The 15236-nt window shown below is 61.7% G+C and carries 14 protein-coding genes; 6 read left to right on the top strand and 8 right to left on the bottom strand.

Annotation, left to right across the window (positions count from 1 at the left end):
• Window positions 1–161 precede the first annotated feature (161 nt).
• The 3 genes from GWQ29_RS14535 to GWQ29_RS14545 are packed head-to-tail and all read right to left on the bottom strand — an operon-like array spanning window position 162 to window position 1752.
• Complete coding sequence (locus GWQ29_RS14535) at window positions 162–908, bottom strand: SDR family oxidoreductase (RefSeq protein ID WP_113720784.1); 747 nt, start codon at window positions 906–908, stop codon at window positions 162–164.
• Window positions 909–964: 56 nt separating this feature from the next.
• On the bottom strand, window positions 965–1210 hold the full coding sequence (locus tag GWQ29_RS14540) for a DUF3624 domain-containing protein (protein ID WP_099991521.1): 246 nt from the start codon (window positions 1208–1210) through the stop codon (window positions 965–967).
• Window positions 1207–1752, bottom strand: coding sequence for an N-acetyltransferase (locus tag GWQ29_RS14545; protein ID WP_011899119.1), 546 nt, complete (start codon window positions 1750–1752; stop codon window positions 1207–1209). Before GWQ29_RS14545 ends, GWQ29_RS14540 begins: the two co-directional genes overlap by 4 nt.
• A gap of 188 nt (window positions 1753–1940) precedes the next feature.
• On the opposite strand from GWQ29_RS14545, the gene GWQ29_RS14550 reads away from it, so the two are divergent.
• The gene (locus GWQ29_RS14550) at window positions 1941–3383 is read left to right on the top strand and encodes a RimK family alpha-L-glutamate ligase (protein ID WP_005316090.1); all 1443 of its coding nucleotides are present in this window, start codon (window positions 1941–1943) and stop codon (window positions 3381–3383) included.
• A gap of 24 nt (window positions 3384–3407) precedes the next feature.
• Window positions 3408–3944: an MgtC/SapB family protein gene (locus GWQ29_RS14555; RefSeq protein WP_265462031.1), complete on the top strand. Its 537-nt coding sequence runs from the start codon at window positions 3408–3410 to the stop codon at window positions 3942–3944.
• Between the two features lie 55 nt (window positions 3945–3999).
• Here GWQ29_RS14555 and GWQ29_RS14560 read toward each other — a convergent pair whose 3' ends face one another.
• From GWQ29_RS14560 to GWQ29_RS14570, 3 genes are all read right to left on the bottom strand, one after another.
• Window positions 4000–5616 (bottom strand): alpha-amylase family protein, encoded by a 1617-nt coding sequence (locus tag GWQ29_RS14560; RefSeq protein ID WP_275919713.1) that lies wholly within the window; start codon window positions 5614–5616, stop codon window positions 4000–4002.
• Between the two features lie 149 nt (window positions 5617–5765).
• Window positions 5766–7733, bottom strand: a complete 1968-nt coding sequence (locus GWQ29_RS14565; protein WP_219591696.1) for a TonB-dependent copper receptor — start codon at window positions 7731–7733, stop codon at window positions 5766–5768.
• 244 nt (window positions 7734–7977) lie between these two features.
• Window positions 7978–8235 carry a DUF2442 domain-containing protein gene (locus tag GWQ29_RS14570; RefSeq protein ID WP_005316103.1) on the bottom strand — a complete coding sequence of 86 codons (258 nt, stop codon included), beginning with the start codon at window positions 8233–8235 and terminating at the stop codon, window positions 7978–7980.
• A gap of 258 nt (window positions 8236–8493) precedes the next feature.
• On the opposite strand from GWQ29_RS14570, the gene GWQ29_RS14575 reads away from it, so the two are divergent.
• Entirely contained in the window at window positions 8494–10458 is a 1965-nt protein-coding gene (locus GWQ29_RS14575; protein ID WP_275919714.1) for an LTA synthase family protein, read from the top strand.
• A 64-nt stretch (window positions 10459–10522) separates the two neighbouring features.
• Here GWQ29_RS14575 and GWQ29_RS14580 read toward each other — a convergent pair whose 3' ends face one another.
• Complete coding sequence (locus GWQ29_RS14580) at window positions 10523–10993, bottom strand: Lrp/AsnC family transcriptional regulator (RefSeq protein WP_021138960.1); 471 nt, start codon at window positions 10991–10993, stop codon at window positions 10523–10525.
• A gap of 158 nt (window positions 10994–11151) precedes the next feature.
• Here GWQ29_RS14580 and GWQ29_RS14585 point away from each other — a divergent pair, with 158 nt between their 5' ends.
• A complete protein-coding gene (locus GWQ29_RS14585; RefSeq protein WP_275919715.1) occupies window positions 11152–11670 on the top strand; it encodes a cyclin-dependent kinase inhibitor 3 family protein in 519 nt (172 codons plus the stop codon).
• A 15-nt stretch (window positions 11671–11685) separates the two neighbouring features.
• Here GWQ29_RS14585 and metA read toward each other — a convergent pair whose 3' ends face one another.
• Window positions 11686–12630, bottom strand: a complete 945-nt coding sequence (gene metA, locus GWQ29_RS14590; RefSeq protein WP_021138958.1) for a homoserine O-succinyltransferase — start codon at window positions 12628–12630, stop codon at window positions 11686–11688.
• Window positions 12631–12775: 145 nt separating this feature from the next.
• Between metA and GWQ29_RS14595 the strand changes: the two genes are divergently transcribed.
• On the top strand, window positions 12776–14014 hold the full coding sequence (locus GWQ29_RS14595; protein ID WP_162626245.1) for a DUF3391 domain-containing protein: 1239 nt from the start codon (window positions 12776–12778) through the stop codon (window positions 14012–14014).
• 58 nt (window positions 14015–14072) lie between these two features.
• Complete coding sequence (locus GWQ29_RS14600) at window positions 14073–15236, top strand: CinA family nicotinamide mononucleotide deamidase-related protein (RefSeq protein WP_275919716.1); 1164 nt, start codon at window positions 14073–14075, stop codon at window positions 15234–15236.

The following is a 15236-nucleotide window of genomic DNA, read 5'->3' on the forward strand; positions in this document are numbered from 1 at the left end:
GCCGGTTGAGTGAAGGGCATGTTAGAACCAGGGAAGAGAGCGATGAAAGGTTCAGATCACAGAATGGGAGAGAAGTTCAAAAAAATCCCCAAGCGACGCTTGGGGATTTTTGTATAAGAGACAGCCCCGGGGTGCCTCTTTCATTTCATCAAGCAGGGAACTCAGCCACGGCTGATATGGAGCGGACCAAAAGTCTGGGCCACCGGCATTATCTCTATGCTGTTGATGTTGACGTGGGCGGGCTGCTGGCTGACCCAGAGCACTGTATTGGCGATGTCTTCCGGCTGAATGGCCTGCACCCCCTGATAGACGGTAGCGGCTTTGGCGTCGTCACCGTGGAAGCGCACGTTGGAGAACTCGGTGCCGCCACACAGACCCGGCTCCACATTGGTGACGCGGATGGCGGTGCCCGCCAGGTCGGCGCGCAGGTTCAAGCTGAACTGTTTCACGAATGCCTTGGTGGCGCCGTAGACGTTGCCGCCCGGATAGGGGTAGGTGCCTGCGATGGAGCCGATATTGACCACGTGGCCGCGATTGCGCGCCACCATGCCCGGCAGCAGCAATCGGGTGAGCAGGGTCAAACCGCTGATGTTGGTGGCTATCATCTGCTCCCAGTCTTCGAGGTCCGCCTTGTGGGCGGGTTCCAGCCCCAGGGCCAGACCGGCGTTGTTGACCAGCAGATCCACTTCTTGCCAGGCAGCCGGCAGGCCAGCGATGGCGGCTTGAGTCGCCGTCTTGTCCTGCACGTCGAATACCAGCGGCAGGAAGCTGTCACCCAGCTCATCGCCCAAGGCAGCCAGACGTTCAGCACGTCGGCCTGTGCCTATCACCCTGTAACCCGCGTTCACCAGCTGGCGGCTGATGGCCTCCCCAAAGCCGGACGAAGCACCCGTTACCATTGCAATCATCTGAACCTCCATATCTACACCGATATTGTTATTTATGTGTTTGAATCCACTCAGATTCATTCATCGCTCAATTCACGCCCGGTCACCTTGCGCCAGACAAATACCACCAGATGGAGCAGGAACAGGCCTGAGCCTCCCAGCGCGAACAGCAGACCGGTGAGGGCATTGACCGAGGTGTCGGCACCAAACCACCACCACACCAGCCAGCCGATCAGGCCGATGACAAACGTCTGGATGGCGCAGACGGGGCAGCGCCCCAGCTTGGCCTTGATGGCGGTGGCAAGGCAGTCTTCACAACTCATCCTGAGCAGCCCGCCTTGCCGTGTTGCAAGGCTGCTTTACCGCCTATGCGGTGCTTGCGGGCCAGACCGCGCAGCTGACGCTCCTCGTCACCAATGAGTGACAACACCAGCCGGTGAGCATGCTGGTCTCGGCCATAGTAATCCGGCAACCTCTGCTGAGCCTTGAATCCCAGCGCCTGATAGAGGGCAAGCGCCTCTTCATTGGCATCGCCCACCTCGAGGCGCACAGCCCCCCAGCCAGCTTCGCGCCCCTCCCGGATCACCTGCTCCAGCAGACGGCGGGCCCAGCCCTGACGACGAATGGTCCAGCGGATGGCGAGAGTCTGGATCACCAGCCGATCCCACCCTCTGTGCTCCAGCAGGCTGAGATACCCCATCAGCTGTGACGTCTCATCCAGCAGCAGCAGGGTGCGCCCCTTGGCGTGGGTGAGCAGATAGTGCCAGCGGCTGCGGCCAAAGGCGACTTCGGGGGGAAAGCAGTAGCGTTCCAGCTTAACGATGGCGCCCAAATCATCGGTTCGGGCCGCGCGCACGGTCAACACAGGGAGTCCTTGTTCGGTTATTTATCTTCAGCACCAGAAATGCGACTTGTATCACAAGTTACCAAAGCAGAATATTAGGCACTGTAACCTCTTGTTTCCCCTCGCGCCATTGTCGTGCTTGTCGGTGCATCGAAGCCCACTGGGGATACTGCCATTCAAGGCAGTCTGATCTGTGGAGCCGAAGAACTATGAGTACCTATGTCATCGTCGAAGAGCTGGGCGACTGGCCCTGCCATGCCGATTATCTGCTGACTGCCCGCACCTACCTGCAACACGGCGTGCCGACCACGGGCGGCAGACCCCGCATCATCAACCTCTGCCGCGATCTGGAGCACCTGAGCGCGGGCTACTACTGCTCCCTGCTGGCGCAGGCCCGGGGCCATCACTGTCTGCCGGGATTGCAAGCCATCAGCGTGTTGCAACCCCAGCAGCCACCGGCCAAGCTGTGGCGCAAGGTGCAGGGCTGGCTGGCCCAGCAGAGCGAGGATCGCATTCGGGTGCGCGCCATCTTCGGTCAGAGCGAACAGAGTGAGCTGGCGGGGCTGGCTCGCTACTACTACGGCCTGAGCCAGTTGCCGCTGCAGGAGCTGACCCTCAAACGCGGTCGGCACGGCTGGTCGGTGCGCCAGCAACAAAGCCTGTCTCCGCTGGATCTGAGCCAGAGCGAGAAGGCGCTGATGCTGCACCATGCCCAGGCGCTGGTTGGCGCCGGGGATGGGGAGCATGCGGCGCCGCTTTACCAGCTCGCCATCCTGGTGGATCCCGATGATGGCCGCGCCAGCAGCGATGCCCTGGCCCTCGACCGCTTCATCAAGGCGGCCGCTGCACAGGGGATCCAGGCCGAGATACTTGCCCCCTCCGCCATAGAGCGGCTGCCGGAGTTCGACACCCTCTGGCTGCGGGCAGAAACCGCCGTCGGCCACTACACCTTCGAATTTGCCCGCCGCGCCGAGCAGCTCAAGATGCCGGTGATCGACAGCTCCCGCGCCATCCTCGCCTGCAGCAACAAGCTCTACCTCTACGAGCTGATGGTGCGCAGCGGCGTGCCCATGCCGCCCACCATGGTGGTCACCCGCCGTGGTCGCCACCAGGTGGACGAGCTGGTGCAGCGGCTCGGCCTGCCGTTGATGGTAAAAGTGCCCGACGGTGCCCAGGGGCGGGATCTCGCCATGGCCAGCGATGAACAGCAGCTCGCCCGCCTGTTGGACGAGGGACTGGGTCGCTCCGCCCTGCTGCTGGTGCAAAGCCGGATCCCTGCCGAATTTGACTGGCGCATCGGCTTTCTCGACGGCTCGCCGTTGTTCGCCTGTCGCCGCTACCGCCCGGAACCCGGCAACCGCATCCGCCGCCGCAAACACCCCCTCGACATGAGCCGGATAGAGGCACTACCGCTCACCGAGGTACCGGAGCGAGTGCTGCAAACAGCCCGCCGCGCCGTGCATCAGCTCGGCAACGGCCTGTTCGGGGTCGACCTGCGCCAGCAGGGGCGCGACTGCGTGCTGCTGGAAATCATCGACAATCCCTGGATACGTGGCGATATTGAGGACAGAGAGGCAAAGGACCTCTACGAGCGCCTGGCCAGGGCCTTCCGGCAACGGCTGGAAAACCGGGGGCAGAGCGCGGCAGGATAACAAGCATCGACAGCAGAGGTGATTATGATGACAGCGGATTGGTGGGACATAGCGCCCCTTGGCTGGGAGAACATCCTGGCCTGCCTGGTATGCGGCACCCTGGTGGGGCTGGAGCGGCAACTGCGCGGCAAGCCGGTCGGGATCCGCACCTCTTCGCTCATCATTCTCGGCACTTACTGCTTTCTCGCCATCGGTGCCGCCGTCAGCCCCCAGGGGGCCGATCAGGCACGGGTGCTGGGTCAACTCATCACGGGGATCGGCTTTCTTGGCGCCGGCGTCATGATGACCCGGGATGGTCAGGTACTGGGCGTCACCTCGGCTGCGACCGTCTGGATGCTGGCGGCACTCGGCGCCCTCATCGGCATGGAGATGCTGCACCAGGCCGTGCTGCTCACCGGCGTCACCCTGGCCATTCTGGTGGGGGTGGATTATCTCGAGACCAGCTTCAATAGTCTGCGCCGCGGTGTGCACAACCGGCTGGAGAGCTGGCGCCACGGCAATAGCCATGCGCCTGCCGCCAATACCCATCAGGACGAGCTTGGCAGCGGTATCGAGAAGTAACCCACCACAATGAACAAGGGCTCCAAACTGGAGCCCTTGTTGTTACTCGCCAGCCTTATTGCAACAGCAGGAAGCGACCGCTCAGCGGTGGCAAGTCCACCGTCACGCTGCTGCCACCCAGCGCCAGACTCTCACCGCTTTGCAGATCCACCAGGGCACTTCCACTGCGCAGTTTGCCGACCGGCAGGGCATAGCTTTGAGGCGTGGTGGAGACGTTGAGAAGGTAGACAATCTGCTCTGCCGCCGTCTGTTTGATGTCGCCATAAACGCTGCCATCGGCCACCAGCTTGACTCGCTCCCCCTGATAGAGGGCAGGATGCGTGGCGCGCATCGCCAGCAACTGGCTGAGCCACTGCTTGAGTTCGGCCTGATCGCTGTTCGGCACGAAACCGGTGACACCGGGCACCTTGCCATCGCTGCGGGCCACGTGATCGTCACAGAGTCCCTGCGCCGCACAGTCGCCACTCACCTGCTTGGCAAAGCCCGGCACCTCGTCGCCAAACTCCTCGCCGTAATAGAAGGTGATGGGGCCTGAGCGAGCCGCGAGGAAGCTGAAGGCCGCCTTGTGGCGCTGCCAGTAGTCCGCCGGATTGAAATTTCCCCGCTCCAGCAGGTCACCGAAGCGTACCAAATCGTGGTTGCCCAGCATCAGATTTGGCATGGCGTGGTTCGGATAGCTCTCCACCTTGTTCCAGCTGGCATCCAGCACGCTGGCCCCCTGCCCGCCCTTGCCGGACTCCTCCACCGCCAGCGCCTGTACTATGCCGTAGCGCAGCGGGAAGTCGAACGCCGAGGAGAGCGCCGGCTTGTCGCTCGGGCCATAGGCCTGGGCCCGGATCTCGTCAGCACTCTTCCATACCTCACCCACCATGTAGCCCAGGGTGCCCCACTGCTGGCCCGCCGCCTTGCGTGTCGCACTGGCCTGTTCGACTTCGCCGCGAATGGCACGCCATTCGTCCAGCCCCAGCTGATAGGCCTGATCCAGTCGCCAGCCGTCGATGCCGTACTGTTCGACCCAGTAACGTGCCACCTCCTTGAAGTAGGCGAGGCTCTCGGGTTGGCTGTAATCCACCAGCTGACCGGGATAACCGGTCCCCCCGCTCTTGAGCGCAGGCTGGCGCCCCGCTGGCGACGGCTTGCTCACTCCCACCTTGTTGACGTGACCGAACACGCCATCGAGAAAGACGTAAAGGCCGCGCTGGTGCGCCGCATCCACCAGCTGTTTGAGCTGGGCATTGCTGCCAAAGTTGGGATCCACGGTGAAAAAATCACAGGCGAAGTAGCCGGTAGCATCCAGCTTGTCATCCCCACCCTGACCCGCGCAGGAGTCAAATACAGGGGTGAGCCAGATGGCGTTGACGTTGAGACTCTTGATGTGATCCAGGCTGTCGATGATCCCTTGCAGATCGCCGTTGTGCCCGGAGGGGCCATAACCGACGCCATAGTTGGCGGCGCTGTCGCCATCGACGAAAGACTCCACCATCACCTGATAGGTTCTCAGGTTGCAGGCGGCCTGGTCATTGCCATAACAGGCGCGGCTGGCCGAGGTCACAGGTGGATTGACCACGGGTGGCTGAGCCTCGCTGCTGGAGCCACCGCCCCCGCTGCCGCACGCCGTCAGGAACAAGGCGGCCCCGAGCAGGCCGCCATAGCGCAAACGTCCTTGTTTCATTGTTATCTTCCCGCTGTGGTGGTGCTGGCGCAGAACGCGCCACCCTTGAGGTCATGATACCCAGCTCACCATTGCGGGTCTGTGACTGAAAACGTTACCCGCTTCAGTCGGTTAGAGCCCCTCTGACTGACAGTTGGCACGTACCCGGTTCAAAGCACGCCGGCAGAGGCGAAGCGATAGTTGACTGACAGCCAGAAGGCGCGGCCCGGTTCGGGGATACGACCAATCTGCTCATACCCCAGCCCAGCCTGGCTGGCGTGTACCGACTTGGAGAGATGCTCGTAGTAGAAGGTATCGAACAGGTTGTCGATACCGGCGGACAACTGCCACCCTTCGCTCACCTGCCAGGCACCGCTCAGATTCATGGTGAAGAAACCAGGTGTCTCCCCCTGATCCTGACCGGCCACTGTGCCAGATCCCACATCGACCCTCTTCTGCGCCGCGACGGCGCGCCCCAGCAGCGTAAAGCTCCAGTCCTCATCCGGCTGCCAGCCCAGGGCCAGCTTGCCATCGAGTGGCGGCATCTGGGCCAGCGGCTTGCTGTCGCTCTGGTTTTCGCCGTAGACCACTGCCAGACCACCATCGAGGCGCCACTGTTCGGCAAACTGCCAGCGCCCTTCCAGCTCGCCGCCCCGGGTCTGAGCCTCTATGTTGCGCACCTGGTTCGACTTGCTGTGATAGAGCAGGTAGTCCTTGATGTCGGCACTGAACAGGGAGAGGGTCAGATCCAGATCGCGGCTGCGCAGGGCCAGCCCGGCATCCCACTGGCGGCTGCGCTCGGGGTTGAGGGTAAAGGGGACGCTGTCTTTGCTGCGCTCCCAGTAATCCGGTGCCCGCTCGGCCTGGCCCCAGGCCAGATAGCTCGACCAGGCTGGCGACCACTGGTATTCGTAGCGGCCAAAGCCGCTGTCGAGCACCAGCTTGTCGCTATAGAGGGTCTGATCGCCGGCGCCATATTTGGTGGTCTCCACCCGATCCTGACGATAACCCCCCTTGTAGCTGTGGGCCCCCTGCTGGCGACCCAGCTCGCTGAACCAGCCTTGCTGTTCGAATCGCAAAGTACGCTGGCGAGGCTGGCTGGCGTAATCCACACCGCTGCGGGCCCTGTGCTGATCCCGGTTGGCATCGAGTCCGGCGGTCAGCAACCAGTCGGCCGGCAGGGCGATATCGTTGGCCCAGCGGCCGCCGGTATTGCGACGATCCGGGTTGGAAAGCATCTTGATGCCGCTGTTTGGCCGCAGGCTGAAGTTGTCCATGATGTGGTCTATGTCGTTGTCCCACAGCGTCAGCTCACTGCGGCGCCACTGCTGGCTGATCGCCTCCTGCTTGAACTTGAGACCGAAAGACTCCCGGTCGAACATGGGGCCATCCATCATGCGATCCGCGTAGGCGGCGCGGGCGTTGCTGCGCTCGGCGGTCAGCTCGAGCAGGGTGTTGTCGCCCGGCGTCCAGCCCAGCTGGGCCGTGCCGTTTTCCCGGCGATAGAAGGAGCGCACCTTGTCGCCATGACCATCGCGGTAGTCATCGCTGTCGGAGTGGGTGAACTGGCCGCGCAGATAGCCCTCGGGGGCGCCGACGGTGGCATCCAGCATCTGGTCGTCACGACCGGAACTGCCATACAGCGCCGAGGCTTCGGCCTTGACACCGGGAGCACTGAACTCGGGTCTGTCTCGCTCGAACAGCACGGTTCCCGCCAGGGTGGCACCCTGCTCCAGGGATTGCGGCCCCTTCAACACCCGTATCCGGTCGAAAGATTGGGGAAACACATAGGCGGTGGGCGGGTCCATGCGACCGCCACAGCCGCCGGCCAGCATGCCGCCATCCATCTGCACGTTGAGGCGGGACATGCCCATCCCCCGCAGCACGGGGTCTCCCCCCAGCCCCCCCTTGCGCACCATGCTCATGCCGGTGACGTTCTTCAGATAACCGGCGCCATCGGCGGCAGGCATGGGGGACCCCGGCTTCTTGGGATCCAGCGTCACTTCCAGAGTGCTGGTCGGGCGGCTGGCAACCACCACCATGGGCTCCAGCCGTTGCACCTGCTCCTGACCGGCTGCGCCGTGGCAGGCGAGGCCGCCCACCAGCAAGGCGAGAGGGGTCCGCATAAAATGAGCCATGAATTTTCCTTATCTATCTGTTTATCTTGTTTTTTTAACCTCTACCAACAAACCTTTCTGCTGGGGAAAGGTTTGCCGTCTGGCCGTAAAAAAGGCCTGCGACCAAGATGTGGCAAGCCTTGTCAGGCGACGGCAAGAGAGGGTTGGCAAAATGTTGCGCAGGTTTTACCCAAATTGGGTAGAGAAGGCAAACGGACAAACATTCCAGTTACAGGAATCTGGGGATGGCTCACAAAAAAGAGAGTTAGTTGAACGCCTCCCGCTCATTGATGGGTTTGATCAGGTGATACACCTCGTGGGCCGAGAGGGTGCAGCCAGCGGGCCATTCCAGCTGATGACGGCGGTTGATGAAGACCCTGGCACAGCGCCGCTCAGAATCCAGCGCCGCAAACAGGGGCTGTGCGCGCCAGGGGGCCAGATCCAGCGCTCCCGTGGTACCGTCGGAAAGCACCACAAACAGCCGCCATCCCTGCAAATATTCCACATCGATAAAGACCGGCATCCCTTCGGCTCCGATTGAGAAAATTCGGCGCCATTATAAACAAGCCCCCAGCGCCGCTTTGCAGGACGGATCACACTTTTTCCAGCCATTTATGCTGTCTTCAATCCCTGCGTCTTGTCACATAAAAGGCATAAATCGTGCCAGAACATCTCTTTTACCGGCACCTGATGCAACCTTTCCCCAAGCACAAGGTCATAACCCTGCAATATAAAAACAATGTGCCCGAGGACGGGTGCAAACAGGCTTGTAGGAACAACAATGACCACTATCAAACAATGGCTGGGACCGTTTTGGCCCATCGCCGTTTTTTCATTTATCGCGCTTGTCTCTCTCTCCGCCAGCCGAGTCGGCCTCGGCGTGTGGCAACTGGAACGGGTCGATGCCGTCGCAGGTTGGCCAGAGATGCTGCTGCAAGGGCTGCGGGTCGATATCGCGACCCTCTGCTGGATATGGGGTGTCCCCGCCATGCTGACCATGCTGCTGGCCGGGCCCCACGCCATTGGCCGGGCCTGGTTGCAACTCATCAGGGTCTGGCTGACGCTGGGACTCTGGCTGATGCTCTTCCTCGAGATCTCCACTCCCTCTTTCGTGACCGAGTACGGCGTGCGGCCCAACCGCCTCTATGTGGAGTACCTCATCTATCCGAAAGAAGTGCTCTCCATGCTGTGGGCCGGCCGCAAGGGTGAACTGCTGATCGCCATGTTGTTCAGCCTGCTGACCCTGGGAGGAGGTTGGTGGCTGAGCGGTCGTCTGCTGCGCGGACTCAGCTTCCCCCGCTGGTATCTGCGCCCGGCCTTCGCCCTGCTCATTCTCGCCATAGGCTTCCTCGGCGCCCGCTCCAGTCTGGGTCATCGCCCTCTGAATCCGGCCATGGTCGCCTTTGCCAGCGACCCTCTGATCAATGCCCTCACCGTCAACTCCGCCTACTCGGTGTTTTTCGCCATCAAGCAGATGGGGGGCGAAGAGGATGCCAGCCAGTTCTATGGCCAGTTGCCTCGGCAACAGATCCTCGACCTCATTCGCCAGGAGAGCGGCCGCGAGCTCCATGACTTCAGCTCGACGGCCCTGCCCAGCCAGACCTTCAACGAAGCCAGCTATAGCGGCCAACCCAAGAATCTGGTGATCCTGTTGCAAGAGAGCCTGGGAGCCCAGTTCGTCGGCTCCCTCGGCGGTCTGCCACTCACCCCCAATCTGGATGCGCTCTCGCAACAGGGTTGGGCATTCGAGCAGCTCTACGCCACTGGCACCCGTTCGGTGCGCGGCATAGAAGCTGTGCTGACCGGTTTCACGCCGACCCCGGCCCAGGCCGTGGTCAAGCTAGGCAAGAGCCAGACCAACTTCTTTACCATCGCGGATCTGCTCAAGCAACGCGGCTACGACACCAGCTTCATCTATGGTGGCGAGAGCCATTTCGACAACATGCGCAGCTTCTTCCTCGGCAACGGCTTCACCACCATAGTCGAGCAGAAAGACTTCAAGAACCCGGTATTCGAGGGGTCATGGGGCGCCTCCGACGAGGACCTGATGACCAAGGCCGACGAGACCTTCAAGGCGCTGCACAAGGAGGGCAAGCCCTTCTTCAGCCTGGTGTTCAGCTCCAGCAACCACGATCCTTTTGAATTCCCGGACGATCGCATCGCGCTCTACGAACAACCCAAGCAAACCCGCAACAACGCCGCCAAGTACGCGGACTACGCCATCGGCGAGTTCTTCAAGAAGGCGAAGCAGTCCGACTACTGGAAAGACACCCTGTTTCTGGTCATCGCCGACCACGACAGTCGGGTTGGCGGTGACAGTCTGGTCCCCATCCCCCGCTTCCACATTCCCGGCGTCATCGTCGGTGACGGCATAGCCCCGAAGCAGGACCCGCGCATCGTCAGCCAGATCGACATGGCACCGACCCTGCTCTCCCTGATGGGGATAAGCGCCGACTATCCCATGCTGGGCAAGGATCTGACCCGCATGCCAGCCGACTGGCCGGGGCGCGCCATCATGCAGTACGACAAGAACTTTGCCCTGATGCGGGGCAAGGATGTGGTGATCCTGCAACCGGAGCGTCCGGCGCAAGGCTTCATCTATGAGGATGCCAGCGAAACCCTCACACCTGCACCGCAACCGGATGCCATGAAGGATGCCGCCCTCGGGCTGGCGCTGTGGGGGAGTCTGGCCTACCAGAAAGGGCTCTACCAGACGGCGCCGGATACCCGGACAGTGCTGAACTGACCCCGCCAACGCAACAACATAAAACCCGCCAGTTGGCGGGTTTTATGTTGGGCGAGACATGCCATCAGATATTGAGGAAACAGGGCAGGGAACGGCTGAATCTGTGCTCGAACACCAGCGAGGTTTCGAGGTGCACCACCTCTTCCCGTGAAGTGAAGTGATCGAACACGAAGTTGCGCAGGTGCTCGGTATCGGCGACGCAGAGGTGCACCAGAAAGTCATCCTTGCCACCCATGTGAAACAGGCTGATCACCTCGGGCAGCGCCAGTATGGCATCGCGGAAGGCATCGATGATCTGGCGGCTGTGGCGCGCCAGTTGCAGCGAAACCATGGCCTGGATATGGCCACCCAGTGCCTGATGATCCACTTCGCAATGTGCCCCCTTGAGCACCCCGTCCTGCTGCAGCTTGCGCACCCGCTCCAGGCAAGTGGACGGAGCCACCCCGACCAGGGCAGCCAGATCCTTGTTGGTCATGCCCGCATCGCGAAACAGATGGGCCAGGATATCCAAATCCAGTTGATCCAGGTTTCTCATCTTAACTCCTTGAACCGATCAATTTTTTAGACTCTGCCCGTAAACCGGGCCGAACACAACGCAGATTGACATAGAGGCTGCACCCCCTATGCTTTGGCGCACTCAGGATCCGGGCCATGTCAGGCCCCCTCCCCCTTGCAGGCCTCATAAGGACCTTTATGTACTCGTCTCATCCCTTCTGGAGCCAGGAAGTGCCCCGCGTCGATGGCCAGTTGCTGCTGACCCCCTGCCCCGGCACCCAGCAAGTACCGCTGCCACTGGCGCTGGATCAGCTGAGGTTTGCCGGTGCCCACGGGGTAGTGACGCTCATGACCGCCACCGAGCTGGCAGAGCTGGATCTGGCGCACCTCGGTCGTCAGGTCGAGCAGGAAGGCATGCGCTGGTTCCACCTGCCCATCGAAGATGATCAGGCCCCCGATGCCGCCTTCGAACACGCCTGGCAGCTGGCGTTGCCACAACTGAGCGCGCTGCTGCACGATGGCAAGCATCTGGTCATCCACTGTCAGGGGGGCAGCGGCCGCACCGGTCTTGTCGCGGCCGCCCTGCTGATCTCCCTCGGCCAGCCACAACAGGAGGCCATGGCCGCCATCAAGGCCCACAGGCCCAAGGCCTTCACCCTGCCGGCGCATCGCCAATGGCTGGATGCCATGGCCACGCGGCTGGATCAGGCCGACTGACCCTGAGCGCTGGCCCTACTTGGGTTGCTGATAGGTAAACACCTTGCCGATATCTTCCACCCGATAGCTGGTGAGCTGGTAGACGTAGTAGTTGAGCCAGTTGGAAAACAACAGGTGGCCATGGCTGCGCCAGCTGGCGCGCGGCGGCTGGGCTGGATCATTGTTCGGGTAGTAGTTGACCGGAATGACGGGGTCGAGACCGGCCGCCAGATCCCGCTGATACTCCCCGTCCAGGGTCAGCACATCGTATTCAGGGTGGCCGGTGACAAATACCTGACGACAATCCTTGGTGGCCGCCAGGTAGACCCCCGCCTCCTCGGACTCGGCAAAGATCTGCAGGTCGGTGTGGGCACGGATGAGATCCCCGTCGAAGGCCGCATAGCGAGAGTGAGGCGCCACGAACTCGTCGTCGAAACCGCGCAGCAGCGGCTCGTTCTCATCGAGGCGATGATGGCGATAGACACCGGAAAGCTTCTCGCCATGGGTCTGCTTCTCCATACCATACAGGGCCTTGAGCGCCGCCTGTACGGCCCAGCAGAGGAACAGGGTCGAGGTCACGTGTTGATGGGACCACTCTATGATCTCGACGATGCGCGGCCAATAGACCACCTCCTCGAACTCCACCAGCCCGAGTGGTGCCCCCGTGATGATCATGCCGTCATAGTTGTTGCCGCGAACCTGCTCGAAATCATGATAGAAGTTCTCGAGATGGGCCTGAGGCGTGTTCTTTGACTCCCTGTCATCGATGCGCAGCAAATCCACGTCCACCTGCAGCGGCGAGTTGGAGAGCATCCGCATCAGCTGGATCTCGGTTTCAATCTTCTTGGGCATCAGGTTGAGGATCAACACCCGCAATGGGCGGATGTTCTGGGTGACGGCCCTGGATTCCGTCATCACGAAGATGTTCTCCTGCCCCAGCACTTCGGCGGCAGGTAACTGATCCGGGATCTTGATCGGCATGCTTACTCCCTGTACTGCATCGGTAAATATGTCTGGACATCCAGAAGCCTATAACAAAGCCACCCAGCCTGTCATCAGATACCTTTTGTATTCACCCCCACCTTTGACTAGCATACGGCTCAGTGTGTCTCTCGCAGCCAAGACAATGACAGGTATCAAAATTTCCGTAGACCGACTGCAAGTCGGCAATTTCGTCTCTCTGCCACTGGGTTGGCGCGAACACCCCTTCCTGTTTTCCAGCTTCAAGCTCAAGAATGAAGAAGAGATAGAGTTGATCCGTCGACTCGGGCTCAAGATGGTCACCATCATTCCGGACAAGAGCGATGCGCCGCCCAAGCCACTGAGCCAGATCCAGGCACAGCCTGCCGAGGTGCCGGACACCTCGCTGCGCCAGGCCGAGATGCAGCGGGATAAAGAGCAGCGCATCGAGCAGTTGCAACAGTATCGTCGTGATTTGCAGCAGTGCGAGAAGCAGTTCCAGCAATCTCTGGCGCAGGTACGCAGCGTCATGAGCAAGATCCAGTCCCGTCCCCTCAACGCCATCGGCGAGGCCCAGGAGCTGATCAACGCCATGACGGAGCAACTGCTGGCGGTGGATGAGATGGTGCTGCACCTGGTCTCTGACAGCGAAGATAGCAACAACCTCTACTTCCACTCCCTCAACGTCAGCGTGCTCAGCATGCTGCTGGCCAAGGAGTGCAACATGTCGGCCGACGAAATTCGCCAGGTCGGCATGGGCGCCCTGTTCCACGACATCGGCAAGCTGAAGATCCCGAGCCAGATACTGCGCAAGACAGAACCACTCACCAAGCCGGAGCAGAACCTGATGGCCCAGCATTCACGCTACGGCCTGGATCTGCTCAATCTGGCCAAGGATTTCCCCGCCGAGGCGAAAGGAATCGTGCTGCATCACCACGAATATCTGGATGGCAGCGGGCCCGAGGGGCTCAAGGGTGGGCAACTCGACCCGCTCACCCAGATGGTGTCGCTGATCAACGAGTACGACAACCTCTGCCACCTGCAGGCCAAGGTGCCCTACTCGGCCCTGAGCGGCCTCTACAAACAGCGCAAGGCCCAGTTCAACCCTGAATACCTCAGCATGCTGATCCGGCTGATGGGCATATACCCGCCAGGCAGCGTGGTGCAGCTCTCCAACGGTCAGGTGGGACTGGTGATGTCGGTCAATGCCTCCCGCCTGCTCTACCCCTCTGTGCTGGTGTACGATCCGCGCATCCCTCGCCAGGAGGCTGTCATCATAGATTTGCAGCAGGCCGAGCTGTCCATCGCCAAGGTAATCCACCCCAAACGACTGCCGCCAGCCGTGTTTGAATACCTCAATCCGCGTACCCGGATCAGCTACTACTTCGAGCAAGCCAAACCCTGATTGCCCCGGCCATGGTGCATGGCCGTCCCAGTTCACTTCCCCAGCCCAAGGAGCCCCCATGCGTATCGAGATCATCAGTACCGGAGACGAGATAGTGACTGGGCTGGTGGTGGATACCAATGCCGCCTGGCTCAGCGCCCTGCTGCTGGATCAGGGCTGGCAGGTGCGCCGCCGCGCCACAGTGGGGGACAACCTCGCCGACCTGAAAACCGTGCTGCAGGAGAGCGCCAGCCGCGCCGACGTGGTGCTGGTATGCGGCGGTCTGGGCCCCACCGCCGATGACCTCACAGCGCAAGCGGCGGCCGAAGCGTTCGGACAACCGCTAACGCTGTTCCCTGAGTGGCTGGCCACCATAGAGGTACGCTACGCCAGTCGGGGCCGCCCCATGGCGCAAAGCAACGCCAAGCAGGCCTGGCTGCCACAGGGGTGCGAGATCCTCGACAATCCGGTCGGCACCGCCTGCGGTTTCGTGGTCAGTCAGATGAACAGCCTGGGCCCGTGTCAGCTCTTCTTCACCCCGGGCGTACCGTTCGAGTTCAAGCAGATGGTGCGCGAGCAGATCTTGCCGCGCCTCAAACAGCTGGCTGGCGCGCAGACCGATACCGAGCTGCGCCGTTTCTACAGCTTCGGCATCTCGGAATCGGCCCTCTCGGACATGCTGGATGCGGCGCCCTGGCCGGCAGGCATAGAGCTGGGCTACCGCTCCGCCATGCCGTTGATCGAGCTGAAACTCATCGGCCACGGTGCGACCAGGGCAGACATGGAGGCCGCCGAGGCGCGGCTGCTCGCAGCCATCCAGCCCTGGCTGGTGGGACGCGGGAATGACGAACCCGCGCAGCAGATCCTGACCCTGCTGGGAGACAAACCGCTGACGCTGCTGGAGGGGGAGAGCCGGGGCGCCCTGCTTGCACTCTGCCACGATCATCCCCTGCTGGAGGCTCACTACGGCCCCCATCTTGCCAGCGATCTGGCATTGCTGCCCGGCACCGCAGCAGGCTTGCATCTGACCATAGGACAAGAGGGGGCTGACGGCGTGCCGCTGCTGCTCTGCGCCCATGGGCAGCAGACCGGCCAGACGGTGAGGGTCAACCATCCGGACCCCGAAAGCCGACGCAAGATCCTCGCCTTCGCCGCCCTCGACATGCTGCGCCGCCACCTGCAAGGCTTGCCAGTGCTTGGCGACTACCTCACCCTGCCCAGAACGACGCAGCGCAGCAGTTAG

Source organism: Aeromonas sp. 2HA2 (genome assembly GCF_029237345.1).
Lineage (GTDB): Bacteria > Pseudomonadota > Gammaproteobacteria > Enterobacterales > Aeromonadaceae > Aeromonas > Aeromonas salmonicida.

Bases quoted from the DNA above. Each gene is read 5' to 3' on its own strand.
- GWQ29_RS14535 (WP_113720784.1), bottom strand. From the start codon at position 908: ATGATTGCAATGGTAACGGGTGCTTCGTCCGGCTTTGGGGAGGCCATC.
- GWQ29_RS14540 (WP_099991521.1), bottom strand. From the start codon at position 1,210: ATGAGTTGTGAAGACTGCCTTGCCACCGCCATCAAGGCCAAGCTGGGG.
- GWQ29_RS14550 (WP_005316090.1), top strand. From the start codon at position 1,941: ATGAGTACCTATGTCATCGTCGAAGAGCTGGGCGACTGGCCCTGCCAT.
- GWQ29_RS14555 (WP_265462031.1), top strand. From the start codon at position 3,408: ATGATGACAGCGGATTGGTGGGACATAGCGCCCCTTGGCTGGGAGAAC.
- GWQ29_RS14560 (WP_275919713.1), bottom strand. From the start codon at position 5,616: ATGAAACAAGGACGTTTGCGCTATGGCGGCCTGCTCGGGGCCGCCTTG.
- GWQ29_RS14565 (WP_219591696.1), bottom strand. From the start codon at position 7,733: ATGGCTCATTTTATGCGGACCCCTCTCGCCTTGCTGGTGGGCGGCCTC.
- GWQ29_RS14570 (WP_005316103.1), bottom strand. From the start codon at position 8,235: ATGCCGGTCTTTATCGATGTGGAATATTTGCAGGGATGGCGGCTGTTT.
- GWQ29_RS14575 (WP_275919714.1), top strand. From the start codon at position 8,494: ATGACCACTATCAAACAATGGCTGGGACCGTTTTGGCCCATCGCCGTT.
- GWQ29_RS14580 (WP_021138960.1), bottom strand. From the start codon at position 10,993: ATGAGAAACCTGGATCAACTGGATTTGGATATCCTGGCCCATCTGTTT.
- GWQ29_RS14585 (WP_275919715.1), top strand. From the start codon at position 11,152: ATGTACTCGTCTCATCCCTTCTGGAGCCAGGAAGTGCCCCGCGTCGAT.
- metA (WP_021138958.1), bottom strand. From the start codon at position 12,630: ATGCCGATCAAGATCCCGGATCAGTTACCTGCCGCCGAAGTGCTGGGG.
- GWQ29_RS14595 (WP_162626245.1), top strand. From the start codon at position 12,776: ATGACAGGTATCAAAATTTCCGTAGACCGACTGCAAGTCGGCAATTTC.
- GWQ29_RS14600 (WP_275919716.1), top strand. From the start codon at position 14,073: ATGCGTATCGAGATCATCAGTACCGGAGACGAGATAGTGACTGGGCTG.